We start from the raw sequence: 22,496 nt of genomic DNA, 5'->3' as shown, positions 1-22,496 counted from the left end.
TCGGCAATAACGCGAATGCTATATCACCCTTGAATAGCGGCCTATTTGTTGATTTTTAATATAGGCATCAAAGCTCATACAAATATTACGGATCAGTAAACGAGCTTTGTCTTTGACTATAATTTGCTTAGGGCTATTTTCAACCAGATTATCTTGCTCGAACGGCTGCAAAGCTTGCAAACTTTGTCGGAAGTAATGGTCAAACTGGATATCATATAGGTTCTCTACTTGTGCTTTGTCCAGTTTGAAATTACACATTAACTGACTAATGACAAAGCCTCTAATTTGGTCATCAAGGTTTAATTTAACCCCTTTATGGACCGCACTATGGGTTTCATTTAACCCTTGGTAGTATTCGTTTAACTGTTTATAGTTTTGGCTGAAACAATCGCCAATATTGCTGATTGCAGAAACGCCAAATCCGAGTAAGTCGCAATCTGCATGGGTGGTGTACCCCTGAAAGTTGCGGTGTAACTTGTGTTGTCTTTGTGCCTTAGCCAGTTCGTCATTGGGTTTAGCAAAATGATCCATCCCGATCATGATATATCCAGCATCCAGGAAGCGTTCAATTGCCAGTTTCATCAATGCTAGCTTTTGATTTGCGTTAGGCAGCCATTCATCACGCAGCTTTCGTTGTGCTGGGAAGCGTTGCGGCAAATGAGCATAGCTAAACAGGGAAATTCGTTGCACACCCATCTCAATAACTTTATCTACTGTGCGTGCAAAACGTTCAGGCGTTTGATGGGGGAGGCCATAGATAAGATCCAAATTAACTGAATTGAAGCCAATTTTGTTCGCGCGCTCAACAAGTTGTTCGATTAACTCAGTAGATTGCACTCTATTGATGGCTTTTTGTACCTGAGGATCCATATCTTGAACGCCAATGCTAAGTCGGTTAAAACCGATATTGGCAAGGTGGTCAATGTAATCTAAAGTTAAGTTTCTGGGGTCTATCTCTATGCCAATCTCGATGTTTTCACTGAGATTAAAATGGCTTTTTAGTACGGCCATTAAATTTGATAACTGCTGTTTGCTTAAGAAGCTAGGCGTACCACCTCCTAAGTGAATCTGTCGAACAATATGCTTTTTAAATAGCGCTTTACGCTGGGTTATTTCGCCTATTAGATGGAACATATAATCATCTGCTTTTTCTGGGTGGCGGGTAACCACTTTGTTACATCCACAGTAATAACAAAGGCTGTGACAGAAGGGAATGTGGATATAAAGAGACAAATCAGTGTTAGGTGAGGTTTTTACTGCTTTGATCAAATCATCATTGTAAAAAGAGTCACAAAAGGATAAAGCGGTTGGATAAGAAGTATAGCGAGGCCCATTGGTATTATACTTTTCAAGTAATTGAGGGTCGAAAAAGCGTTTTGAGTTCATAGTGTTTTCGCAATAATCGTTTAGTCATTGCAGTTTAGTTTTTTTACATATCCCCTTTATTGATCTTGCGCAATATTTTGCCAACTTCAAAATAGTGGCCAAATCAGATAAACACAGATGTAAAAAAAGGCAGTGATGAAGTGACCTCATGAAACTGCCTTTTTAGGGGGGAATTTACAGGTAAATTAACGCTCACGATATCCAAAAAATTTATTTTCGATGATTTCTTCGGCGACACTTTCGGGGACCGCGTTTTCCCATTCTCCTCGACCTGAGGGCAGTTGCTTTAATAGGTCTCGGGAGTAAATTGAAAATAACGCACTATCACTGCATTCAATTCCGGCTAGGAAGCCATTTTCCAATAAATGTCGATATAAGAAACGTAAGTGTTCTGGTACTTTTACCAAAGTGAAGTCATTGAGTTCACCATTTTCATCTATCTCAGGGTAAATGAACATGCGGGTATTGTCCGGAAACAGCTTACCGAACCCCTCCATTATGCCGCCTTCAACCCCTTTATAACTGGCTTCATCAAAAATCTGTTTGATGTTGACCATGCCTACCACAATACCAATTTGCATCTTGGTATATTGACGGAAATAAGCACGTAACGAGAAATAACGAGTATAGTCAGACACCATCACGTTATAACCCAAAGAGTTAAGTAACTGTACCCGGGCAACAATATCTTTTTCGGGCATTTGTGCGTCATTACCTTTCATATCATTTAATGATATTTCGGCAATCACCGCTGTATTAGATTTGTCGACCCCCTTTAACTCATAAAATGAGGTCTGCCCTTGCTCAATCATATCTACATTTAATTTAGTAACAGGTCTAAATGAGCCACGAATGGTGAGAATATTTTTTTTGTATAGGAGCTCAGCAGGGATGGCGACACTGCCATCTGGTTTGAACATAACCGCACGTGTTTTCCAACTGCGGATAAGGTGTAAATTTTTAGCTCGATTATCGACATCAAGGAAATACGGACCTTTAAAATCAATAAAGTCAATTTCAACACGGTTGGGTTTCATGCTATCGGTTAGAGAATCGATAATCATCTTAGGATCTTCAAAATAGAAGTATGCCGCGTATATTAAGTTTACGCCTATTACACCAAGGGCTTGTTGCTGGGCTTCTGCATTATCATCAAACATGCGAACATGCACTTTAATATCAGAAGGTTCAGCGCCAGGGTACATTTGAATACGGATCCCTAACCAAGCATGACACTCGTTTTTACGGCCGAAGCTTTTAGCGGCCACTGTTGCCGCATACGCAAAATAACGAGAGCTTTTAGAACGAATATTTCCGACCCGGTCTACTACTAAGTCAAACTCTTGCTCCATCATCGCTTGAACACGTGCTTGACTTACGTATCGCCCATCTTGCTGCACACCATAAATCGCATCTGAAAATACCATGTCATAGGCCGACATCGTTTTTGCTATGGTGCCGGCTGCAGCGCCCGCAATGAAAAATTGTCTGGCAACCTCTTGCCCTGCGCCTATTTCAACAATAGTCCCGTACTTTTTTTCATCGAGGTTAATTCGTAGTGCTTTTTGACTAGTTGATCTAGAACTGACTTGTTTATCCATTAATTTTGCCTAACTGATGTGCCACATTGGAATAGTAGAATATCCACAAAAAGAGTTACAGAGAAAATTTGTATTAAATAACTGAAACTTACATCAATAGTTTATATTAAGTGTTGGGAAAAGGAGTTGGAAAATAGCAAATTTGGAAATCTCGCTTAAACTTAGGGTGATTTATTTATGGAGGACACCATTATGAAAACGCTTAAAATGCTACTAGTAATGAGTTTGTCTTTTGCCTTAATAGCATGCAGTCCACAACAGGCAAAGTTGTCAAGTCAAACATCTGAAGAACAACCTTTGAAGGACACAGAACAATTAATTGATATCGCAAGTGAACTTCCCACTTGCTCATATAGTTTGGGCTTTGATGTCTGGGAACCTTACCAATATGTTAATGTAGATGGTGAAGTAAGTGGCGTCGACATTCAAATTGTATCCGGCGTATTAAATGAAATGGGATGCTCAGTTTCCTATGTGCAAGGTACCTGGGTATCACTTTTAGAAGATTTACGAATGGGGAATGTTGATATACTTATTGGTGCGTCTAAAACCCCCGCCAGAGAAGCATTCGCATTTTTTAGTGAGCCCTATCGAACCGAACAGTTTTCCTTGTATATTCGCAATGATGATAAAAAACGTGCCGCCTACGCTGATATAGACGAGTTTATCGCCAATGGCAGTAAAATTGGCGTGGTTGGGGACTACTATTACGGACCCCAGATAACTATTTTGCAAGACAGTAAAGCGACAGCAAATAACTTTGTAAGCGGTATTATGGGGGAACTCAATATTGCTCGATTACTGGATATGGATATTGATGGGTTCCTAGAAGATAGCTTCGTCGGAGCGTCAATGCTGCGTAGAAAAGGGTTAGACAACTACATTGTTGAACATGGCTTCACGGTGACCACCGGAGACATTTACGTTATGTTCAGTCAATCCAGCGTGCCTGAGGCAGATGTTGAAAAGTTCAATTCCGCCTTAGCTGAGTATACGCAAATGGACAGCTATAAACAGACGTTACATAAATATAGCCGATAAGACTATTAATTTTTAAAATGTGTAAGCTCAGTGATTTTTTTAACGGTCATTGTCAAGAGTTCTTTACATTTCCACTATTGTTTTGGTATAAGAGCCATTGAAAGTGAGTTGTGGAAAAAGTAATGGAATTAAATTTAAATGAATCTGCTGTTGAGCTTATTCAATTGTCGTTAGCGCCTGTATTCTTAATCGTCGGTATGGGGCAAATGATGAATGTGATGACGGGCCGTTTAGCCAGAATCATTGATCGGGCTCGTTATTTTGAACGAATTGGTGATGTTGACCCATCCAAAATAACTGACAAAGCTAGAAATGAATTAAAAGCGCTACGTCGTAGAATGCGTTTTGCTAATTGGGCGGTGACGTTTTTAACAGCCGCAGCGGTAACTGTGTGTATGGATGTTATTTTGTTGCTGATAAATGGGCTGACTGTGGTTAATTTAGATACCACCATTATTTCCATGTTTATTTTAGGCATGATACTGATTACCGGTGGTTTGATATCATTTTTCTTGGAAGTCAGTGTGGCCAATGCATCCCTTAAAATTCCGTCATACAAAGATTATTAATCAAGCCCTGTTAATATCACTTAACAGGGCGGTAGTGCTATTAAATTAGGCACTCGAATACAAAGCTCTTGATAAGACGTTAATGACTTGCTGATATTTCTTCAGGCTTTTCTAAACCTTCTGCTCGTACTACCGGATAACCTAAATTCATCCAACCGAATATACCTTCGTACAATACCGCCGTGTTGTTGTAGCCGGCTTGGTTAAATTGATCCATAACGTGTTCTGCCGCCGCGCGAGGGCAAGAGCAATAGCCCACAATTAATACATCCTTTGGCATGTCACCAACCCGTTCTTGCACGTCGGTATAGTATGGAAAGGGCACTGAGCCGGCTAAATGAGCCCGTTGCCACACAGATGTGACTCGCGTATCAATCAGCACCATGCGTTTTTTCGCCAGCATGGCAGCATGTAAGTCTTTTGAGGAGACATACTTTCCTTGATCTAGTTGCAAACGAGGATCTTCACCATCTGGGTTAATCACATATTGGTCGGGTGTCGGAATAGCCTTTAGGGGCACTTTGTTAATTTCGGCTTCACTGGCTTTACTACGTATAAACGCCGTGACATTATCAATATCTGTTTCTGATAATCTGTCAGAAAACCCTTGCATAGGCGTATCCTCACGACCTTTCTCAATGGCATAACGGATAAATTCGTCTTTGTTATGGGCTAAAAATGACGGATTAAAAAGCGCAGGCGCAGTCACTCCTTCACCATTCTCACCATGACAAGTGGTGCAGTTTTGTTGATACAAGGCTTCACCTTTTGCAATATCACCATAAACGGGCTCTTCACTTAGCTTGACTCGTTGTGCCCCTGACTGCCAAAACAACCAATAGGTTAAATCCCAGGTTTCATCCAAGGTCATAGGGCCACCTACTTCATCTAAATAGCCACCCATAGCAGTGCCATGGCGACCATAAGACATAGGGCGTAATATTGAGTGAGGAACACCGGATTCAAATAGGCTTTTGCTGCGCAGAGAAGGCGCATGATCGTTTTTATGGCCTTCGCGATCATCGCCATGGCACAAAGAACAATACTTTTGGTAATTACTCGCTGCAACTGTTGCTTGTTCGGCTGTAAGTTCACGGGGAGGGTTTTGTTTTTCATAAACACGTTCAGCGAAAGCGGTTGAAGAGCCGCCGATACTGAAAAGTAGCAACCATAATATTCCATTCATTGTTTTCACTGATAACGTCCCTGTGTATGAGATAGGAAAATTATTAAACACTTTTACTGTAGTTTTAGCAAACAAATGTCGCTTATTCTGGAACCCAGTTAAAGGAAGGGAACGTTAAAATAAAACTCAAGATTTAACCACTAGTAATGGATAAACCTTGATGAGAAATTTCCATTGATTCGATTGCGATTTCATCGTTGTCCGATTCTAATTCGGTGCCAGTGATTTTACTTGGCCATGCATTTGCCAATGTCCAAACCATAGTCGGAGTGCCTGTTTCGTCTAACAAACTTATGGTAACGGGAAGGCGTTTAATCGTATCCATTTTAATTTGACTAAACCAATCCCCAAACCTGGTATCCGACATGAATACACCTTTTTTCAAGGTGATATTGCCAAACTTTTGCATCCCTGGCATTTTTTCAGTAGAAAATGTTTTACTGTCACCAGCGCTAAATTCAATTACCTGTGCTTCACCATCGAGGCCTGATATTTCTTGAAATAACATGATTTCAGCCCCCCATTTTACTTGAAAGTAAAACTTGGAAATTGGCCAAACTATCTGTGATTGTGCGCTTCCGTCATCAGCCATTGTCCGTTCTCCTTAAATTATTTTTACAGTTTATCCCCAACGATTGTTTATTTCAGTGCAGTGTAACTTTTTCTTTTACGTTACTGTTTGACTCAATCTTTAATGATAAGCGACAATGAACGTACAATAAAAACTATAAACCATCCGTCATAGGGATAAAGAGATGTGGAAATCAGCACAAATATTCGCGGTACTGACTTGCGTATTAATAGGCGCTTGTGCGTCACCTTACACCGTTACCACCACTGAGCAACTTGTCGACAAAGGTGACGAGTTAATGTTGCTTGGGGATTATAAGAAAGCTTATTTAATCGCTTCAGCTAAAAATGCGCTGAGTGAATTCTCCGATAATAATAGTCGATATATTGATAGTGCAACAGCCATAGAGATTGTGAAGAATGATGGAGTAACGATCTTTGATGCGCCGCTAACGATTGCGAAACAAATTGATTGCTACCAAATTGTCTATTCTCCATCTGACAACAGCAATCAGAGCTCTGGCAAAGAAGAAAACTATTTTATTAAAATCAGTAATACAAGCGTAAGCAACTTATATATAGTCAATTTACTCGAGTCTTGCTCTTCGAGCCAAAGCGGTTTGACCAATTTCACTTATATTCCTGTGATTTTAGACGGTGATATAGCGACGTTTTTTACTTTTTCAGACAAAGCAAGAAAAAAGCTCACTTGGGATTGGTATAATGGATTAAATATTGTGCAGCGCTTTTGGTTTGGCGTAAGTGAAAACGATTCAAGTGATGAAGAAGAAAAAGAAAAAATGCCCCTCATATTTGAAAGTTATCGAGGGCTAGTCGCTGTCATGGAGTATGTTTACTATCATCAGCACTCGAGTAGTCATGTGAAACTGAAATTAGGTGAAAGTATGGATGAACAAAGAGTATTGTTTAACAAATACGCTCGAGCCAAAGCTATCAAGAAAGCCAATCAATAAGCCAAGTTAACGCTCAAAAAAAATGCCTCAAAAGAGGCATTTAGAATAGCAGATTTAGAGTAGTGAAATAGATCAAATAATGATGGTTTGATCGCCTACATCATTGATCGCTTCACTCCCATCGGCAGTAATCAGCGTTAGATCTTCTAAATGTGCTGATCCGCCAATCCCTGATTCTAGTAATGGACAATCGACACTTAAAATCATGCCTTTTTCCAACACTAAATCTTCACGTTGAAAATCAGGATTTTTCCCAACATGATCAGTGTGATAAAGACCTACGCTGTGAGGAGAAAACGACACAGCATAATTTCCGCCCATTTTTTTGAGGGTTGATTGACCTAGTTTTGTGATATCCGAAAACTTCATCCCAGGTTTCATTGCATGACGGACTTCATCCCACACTTTACCAATCGTTTGAGTGATTTTCGCCAGCTCTTTTTCCGGTTCGCCAATAAATACAGTTCGGCCATAATCGCCATGGTAACCATCAGCATGACTCACTGCATCGATTAAAAACGACTGTCCATCACGAAACGGTGCATCAAACATATCTGCACTGATTCGATCCACCACCATAAAAACACCAGTGTTGCCGCGTTTAGCTGCTTCCGCATAATAAATACGTCTTAAATCACGATAAGTCGCGCCAGAGCGAATTGACTTAACGGCTGCAATGGCTGCCTCTGCGTTAGCGGGGGCTGCGCGACGCATCAATTCAATTTCAATATCCGATTTATAAGGGCGAATACGGCGTAACGCATCATCTGCATCTACAACATCAACATTTGGTAGTGCAGAATTAATCAACTGCTGGGCCATACTATTATCGGTTGCAACTCTAGCATTACTCAATCCAAGGTCACTTAACGCTTTACTGATGGCCGCTTTTGCACCAACGTATGCACCATATTTATTTGCCGTCTGTCGAGTTCTATCGGCTCTATTAGCTTCAATTTTATCTAAGCTCGTCAGATGCATATCGTTAAATATCATTAAAGAAGGTGTTTGCTCAGCAGAATTAGCTTCGTCACTTAGTCCTCTGTGACCACTATACATATAAGTGGCGAAATCATTAGGTGCAATGACATCAGCCAATTGGTAGTAGTATGTAAACGAAGGCAATACTAAACCATTTGGGATATTCTGTTGGCGAGTAATAATCGAAAATGAATTCGGGCCATGTCCCATTGTTAATGTAATTGGCCAATGACCTGTTGAATAATAAAAGTTGACTCCTTGCCCAAGTACAAGTGCATCAATCTTAAGCAGATCCATCACTTCATAGGCTTTGCTCATATTGATGCGAGGGCCTGATAGCGGTGGAGCAACAATAAAGTCATCAGTAAATGAACTGCTTTGTGCGCTGTCCGCGCTGCTAGCAGAGCTAGCAGCACATCCAACTAATGGTAGGGCGGTAGCCATACCGACACCGGCCATAAACTCACGTCTATTTAACTTCATTTTACTCTCTGATTTAGAGTTTTTGAACATTGTTTAGCCTCATTCAAAGTTAATGTTTAAAACGCTAGTGATAACCTAACGCCGAGTTCTCTAGGCTGCATAGCTGAAACGTGTACAGCTCGTAGGGTGTTTAAAGTGGAAATTTTAACCGGTACTTCACCGAAGAATGCTAAACCTGCACCTGTTACCCAACCATCTTCGTCGAGTAAATTATCGGCATATAGCTCAATTGAAAGATCATCACGTGTGAAACCAACTTTTAGGTTTACTTTTTGATATGCGTCAACCCAGGTTAGGTTATAAGAATCAGTATAAGTTTTACCGTTATATAAAATATCTACACGTGTATACCAATCCCAGTCTGTTGCTAACTCTAAAGTATTGGTATAAGTACCAGATAGGCTACCACTCCATTTTGGAAAGCGAGGAAGGGTATTACCATCCACTTTAAATCCATCTGCTGTGGTTAAATTAAATAAAGGTGTAAGGCCGGTTAGTGAATAGTCTTCATACTTAGCATCGGTATAGTTCGCTGTTAGCGAGATATCTAGGTTGTTGCTGACTACATAGCCACCTTCAAACTCCACCCCTTTAATTTTTGATTCGCCAGATACAAATCCACTTTGAAAGCCAGTAGCGCCAGGAGGCAAAAATGAGATACTTGATTTCATGTTTTCCCAGGTCATCGAATACAGAGCGGTTGAATAGCTTAGTTTGCCATCCATTAACGCTTGTTTGACCCCAATTTCGTAACTATCTAGATATTCAGGTGGTACCTCGTCTTGTAAACCAGGATTTTCAGCTTGCACTATGGCTTTATCTTCAGGATCTAAGGCTACAAATGAACTGTTGAATTGACCCGGTAAAGTACCTTTTGAATAACTTGCATAGGTCATCATAGTATCCGTAGGATTCCACTTTAAAATTGCGCGAGGCAGGAATTCTTTAGATTCTAGTTTTCCGGTTGCTATTGGTTCGCCAAATGTGCCACCGAAGCGAGTGACTTCATCGTTCTGCCAACGTCCTTCAAGGGTTAAACCTAAGTTTTCTGTAAAGTAGTAATCCAACGAACCAAAAATACCTAGGGTCTTTATTTCATCATCGTTAGGAGTTGAGTTTTGTGCACCAACTATTCGTACCTCAAATGGCGTTGCTGCAGTATCGAACAGAATTGAATTGGTTGCTTCTACACCATTTGAAAAAGCGGCGTGGATTTCTTGTTTATAATAATTAACACCCAACAAGGCTCTAATCTTGCCGCCAGCATCGTAACTTAAGCGTATTTCACTTGAAAAGTCTTCAAAGAATGATGGTGTACCAACATACACTGATTCTCCGTCAGAATTGTCACCGTCTCGAATACCCATTAAATCTTGATCGTTATAAGAAATATTACCATCTAGATCAAATTCGTCATTAATGACATATTCGAAGCTTGCCGCAAGTCTTGTCATTTGGCGACGTAGTCCAAAATGGTCTAGGTAAGGGGCATCTTCGATGTCTTGTACACCACGACTATTCCCTACCATTAAGTCTCGAACGTCTACCTCTGGTAAAAAAGCGCCACCATCTTCGAATATCGGAAAGGTGGTGTTACGAGAAACAACTACACCGTCAGAAATCTCAGGTAAAGCACCACACCACAAGTTTCCACCTAAAGTAGTTTCAGTGGCAACACCGTCTCCGTTTAGAACAGTTACAGGCGTGCCGGCTTCACAGTTGCTAAATTCACTAAATTGAATAGCTGTCGCGGCGGGGGCGGTATCTTCATCTTCAACATAGGAGGCACGAAATTTAACTTTTAAATCTTCGGTGGGAGTATATAGAAGAGATAAATGCGCGGCGTTAGTGGTTTGTTCCCCTAACGTACCGCCATCATTTGCGGTGTAAGCAGAACCGTTTTTAAATCCTGAACCTGTTAGGCTTGCGGCCAATACATCTTCAATTATCGAACCGTGTACTGAAAATGATATATTACTACTACCGAAGTTTGGACTATAGGCAGCATTAAACTTGCCGCCAAACTCGCCTGACGGATCTTTTGTAATATAGTTTATTGCACCACCAAATGTTGAGCGGCCAAAGTGAGCTGATTGCGGACCACGAATAACTTCCACTCGCTCAATATCTTCAAAGCCTATGGATTGTGCGCCACCAAGTACATAAACACCGTCTACAAACAATGAACCAACTTGGTTTGATGGTAACGAACTTTCTGAGGTAAGGCCTCGAAAGCGTATTGCCGGTAATAATCGTCCAGCAAAGTTTCCGCCTTGATCTTTGAAATCTAACCCTGGTGCAAACAAGGTTAAATCTTCTAAGTTACCAATACCGGCTTTTTCAATATCTTCTGCAGAAAAAGATTGAACTGCTAATGGTACGTCGAGGATCCACTCATCGCGTTTTCGAGAAGATACAACGTCAATCCGTTCTATATCTGCATTTTCGTTTGCATCAGTTTTGTCTTGGGCATACGCAGCAGAAAAAAAGTTATTATCTGATACGCTTGTCCCGCTCATATTCATCAAAACTAAGACACTCAATAGTTTTTTATTCATGGTTTATCCCTTGATGTTCTTATTGTTGTGTTAGGCAGTTATGTTGGAACACCTAATATGTGGATACCAAAAGATCAGGTCTACTAAGTTTTCGTAAAAGGACTGGTTTTTTCGTGAATACCATTGGCGCTTCGTGAGTTGACAGTCAAATTTTAATATCTTGGCGCGAATAATTACCATTTAAGTATTTTAAATATAACAATATATCATTGTAAGTGGGTGATAAGAGGATTGCAATAGTCACCACTTTCTGCCCGCTTGTGATAGCTAAAATAGGTCGATTAAATTTATTTTCAGTTAATAGACTTAGTGTATATATGGGAAAAATGAACCGATTATTTAAATTCAAAGTGAAATTAAATTGTTCAATATGAAAAAATTTAGTGGAGATTAACAAAGCTAGTTATTGCATTTGTTTGTTTTATATAGGAATTTTATTTTTTTACTTCTGGCACGAAGCCTGCAAACTGTCTTACATTCATTACTAGTAGAATTTGCTAGAAAAATAACACCTAAAATTAAATGGCCAAATAAAAAGGTGGGTATTTAGGTTTAACAGTAGATAGACAGCTATACAAGTCATGGAATTACAGAAATCTGTGTTGTTTTATAAGGAAATCGTTTGTAACCCTCTGCTTGATTAACAAGCCTCAGGAACATACTTTATTTCGCGAATGCTATTCGCGTTCCGCGAAATTTAAGCGTGTTTTACCCTTTAGATTGGTGTTAAATAAGTGACTGCAATTGCCAATACGATGCAATTTGCCTCACTAGAATAGGGGAACTCAGTGATAATTATATTAAAACGAGCTTGGCAATCCTTTTCCTTAGCTTTACGAGATAGAACCGTACTTTCTTTTTATCTCGGTGTGCCACTAGCCCTTGGGATGTTTTTTGCACTCTCACAATCAGGCACTGAACCCTTAGTAGGTATTGAAGGTCACTTAGTTTATTGGTTGATTTCCACACTATTGTCTTGGCAGTTTTTGGCCATTGGTAGCAAGTTAGTTGCATTGGTTTTAAAGCCGTTTAAAGCCCCTTTTATTGCCATTCTAATAGCAGGCTTTGCCCTTGGAATTGTGCTTTGGGTACCCGTTAGTATTGTTAGAGATATTCTGGTAGATGGCTATGTTCAAGAAGGACAAGTTTTAAAGAGTACCTCGCGCTATACAGATATCGTTGTGACAATCAGTAATTGGACACTGGGTATTGGTATATGGGTATCTGTTAATTATTTTTATCTATTTGTGCTGGGAGTGAGTCGATTTAACTACTCTGCTGACAGCAAAAAAGTACAACGTTTTCGTAGCTGGCTCTTGTCTACTGAGTTAAGTGACGAACATTCCGATTTCAAACAAAGTCGAAGCCCTCGTTTGCACAACCGTTTGTCTAAGCCTGGTGATATTTTAGCACTGATTGCTGAAGATCATTACACCCGAGTAATACTCCAAAACAGAGAAGAGCTTATTTACATTCGTTTCAAAGATGCTATTGCTGAAATGCAAGGTCAGAATGGTTTTCAAACCCATCGTTCCTACTGGGTAAGTGAAGAGGCGGCAGTAGGATATTCAGAACAAGGGCATAGTGCATCCATTAAGCTATTAAACGATCGTGATATTCCAGTGAGCCGTTCTTTCAGACAAGCAATAAAAAGACAACTTGGCTCATTAAGTTTTGCATAGCTTAGATAAACGAAAAATTGTTTTAGAATCATACTTTTCCTTTAACTCAAGCAGGATCCACATTATCAGTTCGCAATCCTTTTCGAATTGTTAGTAAGGAGGGACAATTGCTCACTCATATTCACCATATCAATTTTGTAGTGGCAAATTTAGATGAATCCGTTAGCTACTTCCAATCTTTGCTATCTCAATCACCTGTAATTGAAGCGTTGCCTCAACGACTGGTTAAAACCGCGCGCTTTAGTATCGGTGAGAGTTTTTTGGTTTTAGTACAACCTGTAAGTAAAGAGGGAGTGGTTGCAGAGATTTTGCAGAAAAAAGGTGAAGGGATTTTTTTGCTTTCTTTTGCTACTGAATCCATTGATGAAACTTTGCAAAAACTTGAACTGTATAACCCAGATAAAAGAACGGGTTTACAAGACTGGGCAATTTGTGATCTCACTCCTTATGAGCAATTTGGCGCTATTTTACAATTGACTGAGGTATCAAAAAACAAAATTTCAAAATGAATGATTTTATTTCAAATTGGAGTTTATTATTTCATTTTGAAATGGTTGTCGTGAAACTGAAATTTTAAATTGATCTAAATAGTTGAAATTTAAGTGTTTTTAAATTTCATTGTTTTTGGCATGAACCGTGCTATGTTAATTTGCTAACAATTTTTAATTTCAGGTTGCAACAAATTGATCAAGCAAAGCCAAAAAATTCGCATTCTAATCTTTGGTCACAAAGAGTTTAGCCAATTGGTTAGTAGTGTATTAGAAGAATTTGAAGACCACGCCGAATGTAAGGTGGTGGATGCAATCATTGGCACAATTCATGAAGCCAATACCCACATTCACATTTTCAAACCAGACCTAGTCATAAGTGCAGGCAGTAATTCGGCGTACTTAAAAACCACTTTAGATGTACCTGTTATGTCTATTCCTGTGACAGAATCAGATATTGTTAGCGCCATATTAAAAGCGTCTAAGGTGAGTCAAGATATCCACCTTATTACCTACGATGATTACAGTAGTTTAGTTAAACTATTGAATCAGAGCTCTTCAGTAAATATTACTTTTCATCAATACGAAACTGCCGAAGATGCAAAGCAAATGTATCAGTTGGCTCATTTGTCATCGAGTAATGTGGTGGTTGGGGCCAGTCTGGTGTGCGGTTTAGCGTTTCAGGACAACATCAAATCCTTTCTAATTTATTCTAAAGAGTCATGTCGAACAGTGTTGAAAGAAGCCGTTGTTTTAGGTCGCAAACAGCGGGATTCAATTCACACAAAAGCCATTCATAAATGGCTAGATGAAGACTCTAAAACGCCAATTCTAGTGGTCGACAACTATACTGATGTTCTAACTTCGAATAGGGCGGCAAAAACAGAATTTGTCATTGACTCGAATAACAAACAAGAAATTTTGGATTTGTTACACAGTAGTCAGTTTGCCGATGTGTCTGATGGCAAGTGTCGGTTAAATGAGACCGACTGGTGGTTCCATAAAGACACCATCATGATGATTAACAGTCAGTTTGATGTGTACCAATTTTATGCGCAAACACCGCAAATATTTCCATCCAAGAAAGCGCCCACCATAGACCAACCACTAATTTACAAATCCAAATTGATGACAGACTTGATTGAACGTACAGATTTGTACGCGAACTCACCAAGTCATGTATTGATCATTGGCGAGTCGGGTACGGGCAAAGAAATGATAGCCAAACGTATTCATCAAAAAAGTCAGTTTGCTGAAGGCCGGTTTGTGGCCATTAACTGTGCGGCTATGCCCAGTGAGTTATTTGAAGGGGAGTTGTTTGGTTACGTGGAAGGTGCATTTACTGGTTCAAAGCGCGGAGGCAAACACGGCCTATTATACGAAGCAGAAAATGGCGTGTTGTTCTTAGATGAAGTAGGCGAGTTGACCCTACCGCAACAAGCAAAATTGCTCCGCGTTATCCAAGAAAAAACCTATCGACCTATCGGCTCTCATAAAGAATTTAAAGTAAATCTGAAGGTGATTGCAGCCACTAATCGTCCATTGGCCACTCAGGTAAAACAAGGTCTATTCAGAGATGATTTGTATTACCGGCTGAATGTTTTAAGCATTAACGTTCCCTCTTTAAAAGAGCGTCGAGAAGATATTGAAAATATCACCCAGAACAAATTAACCGCCCTTAATTTCGGCAGTTTAGGGGATGACGTAATTCAACGTTTAACCCAACAATTAACCCCGGTTTTCAAAGCTTATGATTGGCCCGGAAATATTAGAGAGCTGGAAAATATTGTGGAACGTTTACTGGTTTATTGCTCTGCCTTTCAAGACGTTTCGAGTAAAAGAATCTCCCAGTTATTGACCGACTTAGCTCCTGAGTTATTTGAAACCAAAGCAGTAGAACAAACTGGCGCCATTGCCAAGAATGAACAGGAGTTGCTGAATCAAGCGATGACAAAGTTTAACGGCAATAAAGAGTTGGTAGCACAGTATTTAGGTATTAGCCAAACCACTTTGTGGCGCAGATTAAAACGCAATAATAACAACAACCAAGAGGGAAAACACCATGCTTAGATTTACCCGAAATAAATTGGGAAATGCTATCGCGATATCTTTGTTAACGAGTTCAACTACCTTTGCCGGCGCTGCCCTTGCCCAAGAAGCACAAGCCGAGGAAGAGTCAATTGAATTAATTAGTATCTCTCGTAAGCGTCCAGAAAGCCTGCAACAAGTCCCTATTGCGGTAAGTGCATTGTCGGCCAGAGATATTGAAACGGCTGGTATTGAACGCCCAGGTGACTTTATTTCCCTGGTACCTAACGTGAATATTGTCGACACCGCTAACGTAGGTGACACACAGGTTAATATTCGCGGCATAGTGTCAACCCGAGACGCTGAATCAACCTTCGCTTATGTGGTTGATGGGGTGTTGATGACCAATCCTAATGGTTTCAACGGTGAGTTGTTGGATATTGCCCAAATCGAAATTCTTAAAGGTCCGCAAGGAGCGCTGTACGGACGTAACGCTGTAGCTGGCGCAATTCTAGTGACCACTACTTTACCCAGCGACGAGCTAGAAGGCAGTGTCAAAGTCGCGGTGGGAAATGCTGGTGCCAAACGTATTAATGGGATCATTAGCGGTGGCTTAAGTGAGACTCTCAGAGGGCGTTTAACGGCAAGTTACAATACTATAGATGGCCATTATCAAAATGATTTCACTGGCGAAGACTCAGTGGATTTTCTAGAAGATACCACCCTCAAGGGCCGGCTAATGTGGGATGCCACTGAAGATCTGACGCTGGATATGCGGGCGGGTGTGTCAAGTGTCAAAGGTGGTGCAATTAACTTTAATGCGGTGTTTGCCTTGCCTTCGTTTGTAGAAGACTTTAATCAACCTGCTTATAACGCCGATGTGAATGAGCATGATTTTGTGTTCGCATTTAATGTCCCCGGTGAAAATAAACAAGACAGCACTGAACTCTCAGTAAAAGCAGATTGGGATTTAGAAGGTTATGATGTGACTGGCGTGTTGTCTTACAACGATTTGGAAGAAACATTGTTATCTGACGGTACCAGTGCATCCTTCTATGGTTATGAGTTAACGCCACAGTGTCAAACTGACCGTGAAACCTTGAATAATACACCCACAGCATTAGGAGGCGCAGACCGAACGGATTTATTTGGCGAGTTTTTTGCGCCTTTCGGTATTTTTCCGCCGGGAGTGGAATTCACTGGTGTATACGGTCCTTACACACCGACTTCTTGTGATGGATATCAATATCAAGAACGCAGCCAATCTGATTTTAGTGGTGAACTAAGAATTACATCAGATAACGATACGGCTGATCTACGTTGGATCGCCGGTGTGTACTTCGCTGAAATCGAGCGTGATGTCGTGGTGGCCTATGGTGCTGATCAAGGACAAGGCTTTTTACAACAAGCTTATGTGCCGCCTACAGGACCTAATCCCACGGATCTGTTGTTTGATGATACTTACGACACCTCAGTGTTATCCGCATTTGGTCAAATTGAATACGATGTTTCAGAAAAACTGGAATTATCCGTTGCCCTTCGTTACGACTATGAAGATAGAACCGTTTCCAACAACGTACCTAATGTCAGTGCTTCAGGCCTAAATATTAATACCATTGTGGATGGCGAAGTGGGTCCTATTAACCCAGGTCTGGTAGACAATCCAGACGGTATTCCGGATCGCAGCCGCTCGTTTGCTCAATTTCAACCCAAAGTCACCTTAAGTTACGAGTTATCCGACAATGTTAATTCCTATGCCAGCTATGGTGTCGGTTTTAGAAGTGGTGGTTTTAACTCTTTGGGTACGCAAGCAACCTTAGATTATTGGTTTAACAGTTCGGGTACGGGCAATCCTGGTGATGCAGTAGATGCTCAACTATTGGTAAGCGATGAATACGATAAAGAAGTGACGACGAATATTGAGTTAGGGATCAAATCTAAATTCTTAGACAACAAGGTTAAGTTGAATGCAGCGGTATTCAAAACCAAAGTCGAGGATAACCAATTTTTCGAATTCTTTGCCGGGCCTTTCGGTTTATTACGTGCGGTAAGCACCATTGATGAACTCGAAATCCAAGGCTTCGAACTTGATGTCACAGCCGATGTTACCGAGAGCTTTAAAGTCTTTGCGGGCTTGGGTCTTCTTGATTCAGAAATTAAAGAAAATCGCAGTCGTCCTATTACCGTTGGCAATAAAGCACCGCAGTCTCCTGATACTACTTATACCTTAGGCTTTAGTTACGAGCAGCCAGTAAATGAGGACTTTTGGGTGACCACACGGTTGGATTATCAATATACCGGAGAGACCTACTTCCATACCTTGCAAGGTGAAGAAACCCCAACCATTTGGGATTACTTTGGAACCTTAGGAGGCGGTGTTCCACCGGGCCCGCATTCGCAAAATTTTGATAATGCTAAACGTGATTCCTTTTTCACTATTAATGCGCGTATTGCCCTTGAAGCTGAAAACTGGACATTGGCCATTTATGGCAAAAACATCACAGACGAAGAATATTTACAAGAAGTCATTCCTGCGCCTGAATTTGGTGGGTCTTTTATACACCCCTCAGCCCTTGCAGAGTACGGCGTTGAATTCGCTTATAACTTTTAAGCACACTTCTAGTGACAGGTTATGGCACACCTAATGCCATAACCCGTTTACTTTCAGGACACAAAAATATAATTGGAGATAAAGAATGAATAAGCCGCTTTCTGGTATACGTGTAATTGATCTAACACATATGTTATCAGGTCCGTATTGCGCAATGTTGCTCGCAGATTTAGGAGCAGAAACAATTAAGGTTGAACCTTTGCAGGGCGAAGGAACACGTAAGTTGCTCGCCAGTGATCCGAAGAACTCCTTGGATGGAATGGGCGCTTATTACATTACCTTGAATCGCAATAAACAAAGTATTTGTATCGATTTAAAAAGTGAAGAAGGTAAACAAGTTTTTTATGATTTAGTGAAAGAATCAGATGTGGTGGTAAATAATTTTGGTGCCGGTGTGCCTGATCGTCTCGGCATTGACTACAACACCTTGAGCAAAATTAACCCGCGTATTATCACTTGCAGTATTACTGGTTTTGGCAGTAGTGGACCTAAATTTAAACGCCCTGCATTTGATCAGGTTGCCCAAGCTATGGGCGGCGGTATGTCAATTACGGGTCTAGATCAAGAAAACCCAGTAAGAGCCGGTATTCCCATCGGTGATCTGGGCGGCGGTATGTTTGCAGTCATGGGCATTCAGTCAGCTATTATTGAGCGAGCGACCAGTGGTAAAGGTCAAGATGTGGATATTTCCATGCTCGATTGCCAAATTTCAATGCTGAACTACATGGCAACAATGCACTTTTTATCTGGTGAAAATCCCTATCCAATAGGCAATTCGCATTTTGTGCATGTTCCTTACAATACATTTCAAACCTCAGATGGATTTGTGGTTATTGCGGTGATCACAGACAACTTCTGGAAAAATCTAAATGAAGTGGTTAAGTGTCCAGAGTTTGCAGATAGCAAATATGATGGTCAACCTGGTCGCTGGGCCGACAAAGATTTCATAAACGCTAAATTAAATGAAATTTTGAGTCAAAACACCTCTGCTTATTGGATTGAACAGTTGGAAGCTAAACGCATTCCCTGTGCGCCAGTGAATAACTTGTCCCAAGCACTGAGCGATGAGCAAGTCTTGTATCGGAATATGGTAGTTGATCTAAAACACCCTGATGGAAAAACCACAAAAGGACCTGGTAATCCGATTAAATTCTCACGTACCGATGAAGAATCTTTTTCTCCAGCACCAGTGTTAGGTCAAGATACGCAAACGGTATTGTCAGAGTTGTTACACATGTCTCAAGAGCGCATCGACTCCCTTGTTGCAAACGGCGCAATTAAAGGAACTGGCAATGAGTAATCATGTATACATTAATGATGTAGGCCCCCGTGATGGCTTGCAGAACCAAGCAGAAATATTATCCCCGCAACAACGCCTGCAACTTATTCAGGTGCTAACCGATGCAAGGTTAGATGGTATTGAAGTGGGCGCATTTGTATCGCCTAAAGCGGTTCCTGCAATGGCTGGAACAGATGAAATATGTCAACAGCTGCCCAAAGCTGATTGCCATTTTTCAGCCCTGATCCCAAATATGAAAGGCTTTGAATTAGCTCAGAAAAATCAGGTTAAATTGGCATCCTTAGTGATGGCTGCATCTAACACCATGAACGAAAAAAACATTCGCATGGATAACCAACAAACCTTGAGTGTCATTGAGCAGGTAATCGATGCAGGCAAGGGCACAGATGTTGAATTACAGGTGTATTTAGCAACTGCCTGGGAATGTCCTTTCGAAGGCGTTATTCCAGCTCAACAAGTTGTGGATCTTGCTGAAAAGCTCATCAATATGGGCGCGTCTCGCCTGGTCATTGCTGACACCATTGGCGCGGCGAACCCACAAAGCGTTCAATCCCTAATGACGACTTTGATTGAAAAATTCGGTGCAGACAAAATAGCCTGTCATTTCCACGATACCCGTGCCATGGGGCTAGCTAATGTCTATGCCGCACTAACCGCGGGTGTGCGCCGATTTGATGCGTCCATTGCCGGTTTAGGGGGGTGTCCTTTCGCTCCCGGGGCCAGTGGTAATGTGGCCACTGAAGACGTGGTAATGATGTGTCATCAAATGGGATATGAAACCGGTATTGATATGCCGACCCTATTGGCTGCCTCAGACCTTGCTATTGAATTAACCAAGACCGCAAAAGGCGGAAATGCGAAAACCTGGTTACGTAAAACGTACCCTGCATAACCGAAATAAATACGAAGACCAAAAATAAAAACGAATTACAACAAGAATATAAAAAAGGAAAACGCTATGAGTTATCGATTAGGTGTTGATGTAGGAGGTACCTTTACGGACCTGCTATTGATTAACGAAAGCAACGGTGAAACTCACACTGCAAAGGTGCCCTCTACGCCCGAAGACTCCTCAATAGGAGTGTTAAATGGTATTGCCCGTATTTGCGATGAGTCTGGTATCGATCCCAAACAAATTAACCGTGTTATGCATGGTACGACTGTTGCCACCAATGCCGTACTCACCGGCAAGGGTGCAAAAGTTGGGTTGGTGACCACCCGCGGATACAAACATGTGTTGCAAGTGGCTCGTTCATTTTGTCCTGGAGGACTAGGTGGTTGGGTTAGTTTTGTCAAAAAACCGTTGTTGGCACCACTGGAACTGACCATTGAAGCCACTGAACGTATGGATGCTGATGGCAGTACTGCCACTGAGTTAGATGAACAAGCACTACTGCAAGATTTAAAAAAATTAAAAGCGACGGATGAAGTGGAAGCGCTAACGATTTGTTTCATCAATGCCTATGTAAATGGTGAGCATGAAAAACGCGCGAAGGAATTAGCGGCATCGGTATTTACTGATATTCCCATCAGTATCTCCAGTGACATCGTGCCTGAAATGCAAGAGTATGAGCGCACAGAAACCACAGTAGTGAACTCTTACGTTAGACCTGAAGTGGCACGATATGTTGATAACTTACAAGCTTCATTGCATAAAACTATGGGCGAAGACTTACATTTATCAATATTGCGTTCAGACGGTGGTTTAGCGTCAGCCAATGCCGCAGCCGATAATCCGGTTAACCTATTAATGAGTGGGCCTGCTGGTGGTGTTTCTGGTGCAATACACTTTTCCTCAGCAGCCGGTTACGACAATATCCTTACCTTCGATATGGGCGGAACTTCCACCGATGTAGCCCTAATTCAAAATTCCAAAGCACGGATCAGACGAGAAACCCGAGTGGGTGACGTAGTGGTAAGAGCCCCATCGGTTGATGTACGTACTGTGGGTGCTGGAGGCGGTTCGTTAGCTTTTGTACCTGAATTAACTAAAGCCTTACGGGTGGGCCCTGAGTCTGCTGGTGCTAAGCCAGGCCCTGCTGCTTATATGAAAGGCGGTGTTGAGCCAACGGTTTGTGACGCTAACGTGGTATTAGGTTATTTGCCTTCTGATGTACAACTTGGCGGAAAAATGGCTATCGATAAAGCTGCTGCAGTAGCGGCCGTCAAGAAAGTCGCTGATGCCATGGAAATTTCCGTTGAAGAAGCTGCTGAGGGGATTATCCGTATTGCAAATGAAGCCATGTTTGGAGCCCTACGGTTAGTTTCGGTTGAACAAGGTTTTGATCCACGAGATTTTGCTTTAGTTGGGTTTGGTGGTGCTGGCCCATTACACGCCAACGCCTTGGGTATTCTAACGGACGCTTGGCCAACCATTATTCCACCAGGACCAGGTGTATTGTGTGCCTATGGTGATGCCACAACAGTGGTAAAAGATGAAGCATCTAAAACCTTCGTAACCCTGATTAAAGACACAGATAAAGATTCACTTGCTGAATTGTTTGCAGAGCTAACAGACAAAGCGGCTTCAACATTAATTGCTGATGGCATTAGCAAAGAAGACTTAGATGTTACCTTGCAAGCCGATGTACGTTATACCGGACAAGCTTTCCAACTTTCTATTGAATGTTCAAAAGCAGACTTTGAAGCCAAAGGTTTGGATCTATTGATCGACCGATTTGATGAAGAGCATACCCAGTTGTTCACCTTTGCCCTAGATGAAGGCCATGAAATTGTAATGGTACGGGCAATTGTTTCTGCTACATCAACAGCGTTGCCTCAAAATAAACAAATCGCCCAAAAATCTAGTTTAGGGGAGTGTAAAATTGCCGATTCAAAAATTTACTTCGACGGTAAATACCATGAAGCTGCGATTTATGAGCGAGGCAAAATGGGGGTTGGCTTGGAAGTACCAGGACCATGTATTGTCGGTGAAATGGATTCAACAACTGTGATTTTACCGGGTTACGTAGCGACAGTAGATTCTGTGGGCAACTTATTAATCAATCCTGTTAACGCTAGCAATAAGTAGTAGGAGA

The 22,496-nt window shown here is 41.3% G+C and carries 16 protein-coding genes; 10 read left to right on the top strand and 6 right to left on the bottom strand.

Features of this window, described 5'->3' with window-relative positions:
- Positions 1 to 18 precede the first annotated feature (18 nt).
- Positions 19 to 1,386: an oxygen-independent coproporphyrinogen III oxidase gene (gene hemN, locus Q4574_RS01890; protein WP_303470801.1), complete on the bottom strand. Its 1,368-nt coding sequence runs from the start codon at positions 1,384 to 1,386 to the stop codon at positions 19 to 21.
- 185 nt (positions 1,387 to 1,571) lie between these two features.
- A complete protein-coding gene (locus Q4574_RS01885; protein WP_303470800.1) occupies positions 1,572 to 2,987 on the bottom strand; it encodes a TonB-dependent receptor in 1,416 nt (471 codons plus the stop codon).
- Positions 2,988 to 3,179: 192 nt separating this feature from the next.
- Between Q4574_RS01885 and Q4574_RS01880 the strand changes: the two genes are divergently transcribed.
- Positions 3,180 to 4,028 carry an ABC transporter substrate-binding protein gene (locus Q4574_RS01880; protein WP_303470799.1) on the top strand — a complete coding sequence of 283 codons (849 nt, stop codon included), beginning with the start codon at positions 3,180 to 3,182 and terminating at the stop codon, positions 4,026 to 4,028.
- Positions 4,029 to 4,150: 122 nt separating this feature from the next.
- The gene (locus Q4574_RS01875; RefSeq protein WP_303470798.1) at positions 4,151 to 4,597 is read left to right on the top strand and encodes a DUF2721 domain-containing protein; all 447 of its coding nucleotides are present in this window, start codon (positions 4,151 to 4,153) and stop codon (positions 4,595 to 4,597) included.
- A 79-nt stretch (positions 4,598 to 4,676) separates the two neighbouring features.
- Here Q4574_RS01875 and Q4574_RS01870 read toward each other — a convergent pair whose 3' ends face one another.
- Together Q4574_RS01870 and Q4574_RS01865 are read right to left on the bottom strand one after the other, a co-directional pair.
- The gene (locus tag Q4574_RS01870; protein ID WP_303470845.1) at positions 4,677 to 5,783 is read right to left on the bottom strand and encodes a c-type cytochrome; all 1,107 of its coding nucleotides are present in this window, start codon (positions 5,781 to 5,783) and stop codon (positions 4,677 to 4,679) included.
- Positions 5,784 to 5,916: 133 nt separating this feature from the next.
- Positions 5,917 to 6,375 carry a phage tail protein gene (locus Q4574_RS01865; protein WP_303470797.1) on the bottom strand — a complete coding sequence of 153 codons (459 nt, stop codon included), beginning with the start codon at positions 6,373 to 6,375 and terminating at the stop codon, positions 5,917 to 5,919.
- Positions 6,376 to 6,538: 163 nt separating this feature from the next.
- Here Q4574_RS01865 and Q4574_RS01860 point away from each other — a divergent pair, with 163 nt between their 5' ends.
- Entirely contained in the window at positions 6,539 to 7,327 is a 789-nt protein-coding gene (locus Q4574_RS01860; protein ID WP_303470794.1) for a hypothetical protein, read from the top strand.
- Positions 7,328 to 7,399: 72 nt separating this feature from the next.
- Here the strand turns inward: Q4574_RS01860 and Q4574_RS01855 are convergent, their stop codons facing one another.
- The gene (locus Q4574_RS01855; protein WP_303470791.1) at positions 7,400 to 8,791 is read right to left on the bottom strand and encodes a Xaa-Pro peptidase family protein; all 1,392 of its coding nucleotides are present in this window, start codon (positions 8,789 to 8,791) and stop codon (positions 7,400 to 7,402) included.
- A gap of 56 nt (positions 8,792 to 8,847) precedes the next feature.
- Complete coding sequence (locus Q4574_RS01850) at positions 8,848 to 11,349, bottom strand: TonB-dependent receptor (protein ID WP_303470789.1); 2,502 nt, start codon at positions 11,347 to 11,349, stop codon at positions 8,848 to 8,850.
- Between the two features lie 788 nt (positions 11,350 to 12,137).
- Between Q4574_RS01850 and Q4574_RS01845 the strand changes: the two genes are divergently transcribed.
- The 7 genes from Q4574_RS01845 (at position 12,138) to Q4574_RS01815 (ending at position 22,489) form a co-directional block, all read left to right on the top strand.
- The gene (locus tag Q4574_RS01845) at positions 12,138 to 13,031 is read left to right on the top strand and encodes a LytTR family DNA-binding domain-containing protein (protein WP_303470787.1); all 894 of its coding nucleotides are present in this window, start codon (positions 12,138 to 12,140) and stop codon (positions 13,029 to 13,031) included.
- A gap of 107 nt (positions 13,032 to 13,138) precedes the next feature.
- A complete protein-coding gene (locus tag Q4574_RS01840) occupies positions 13,139 to 13,540 on the top strand; it encodes a glyoxalase (protein WP_303470785.1) in 402 nt (133 codons plus the stop codon).
- A 174-nt stretch (positions 13,541 to 13,714) separates the two neighbouring features.
- Positions 13,715 to 15,589, top strand: coding sequence for a sigma 54-interacting transcriptional regulator (locus tag Q4574_RS01835; RefSeq protein WP_303470783.1), 1,875 nt, complete (start codon positions 13,715 to 13,717; stop codon positions 15,587 to 15,589).
- Positions 15,582 to 18,158, top strand: coding sequence for a TonB-dependent receptor (locus tag Q4574_RS01830; RefSeq protein ID WP_303470782.1), 2,577 nt, complete (start codon positions 15,582 to 15,584; stop codon positions 18,156 to 18,158). The genes Q4574_RS01835 and Q4574_RS01830 overlap by 8 nt, the downstream gene beginning before the upstream one ends.
- 85 nt (positions 18,159 to 18,243) lie before the next feature.
- The gene (locus Q4574_RS01825) at positions 18,244 to 19,458 is read left to right on the top strand and encodes a CaiB/BaiF CoA-transferase family protein (RefSeq protein ID WP_303470780.1); all 1,215 of its coding nucleotides are present in this window, start codon (positions 18,244 to 18,246) and stop codon (positions 19,456 to 19,458) included.
- Positions 19,451 to 20,350: a hydroxymethylglutaryl-CoA lyase gene (locus Q4574_RS01820; protein ID WP_303470777.1), complete on the top strand. Its 900-nt coding sequence runs from the start codon at positions 19,451 to 19,453 to the stop codon at positions 20,348 to 20,350. The genes Q4574_RS01825 and Q4574_RS01820 overlap by 8 nt, the downstream gene beginning before the upstream one ends.
- Positions 20,351 to 20,416: 66 nt before the next feature.
- Positions 20,417 to 22,489: a hydantoinase/oxoprolinase family protein gene (locus Q4574_RS01815; protein ID WP_303470775.1), complete on the top strand. Its 2,073-nt coding sequence runs from the start codon at positions 20,417 to 20,419 to the stop codon at positions 22,487 to 22,489.
- Positions 22,490 to 22,496 lie beyond the last annotated feature (7 nt).

Source organism: Aliiglaciecola sp. 3_MG-2023, from assembly GCF_030548205.1.
Classification (GTDB): Bacteria; Pseudomonadota; Gammaproteobacteria; order Enterobacterales; family Alteromonadaceae; genus Aliiglaciecola.
The sequence above is the reverse complement of the archived record's forward strand: the minus strand, read 5'-3'. Positions and strand labels throughout refer to the sequence as shown.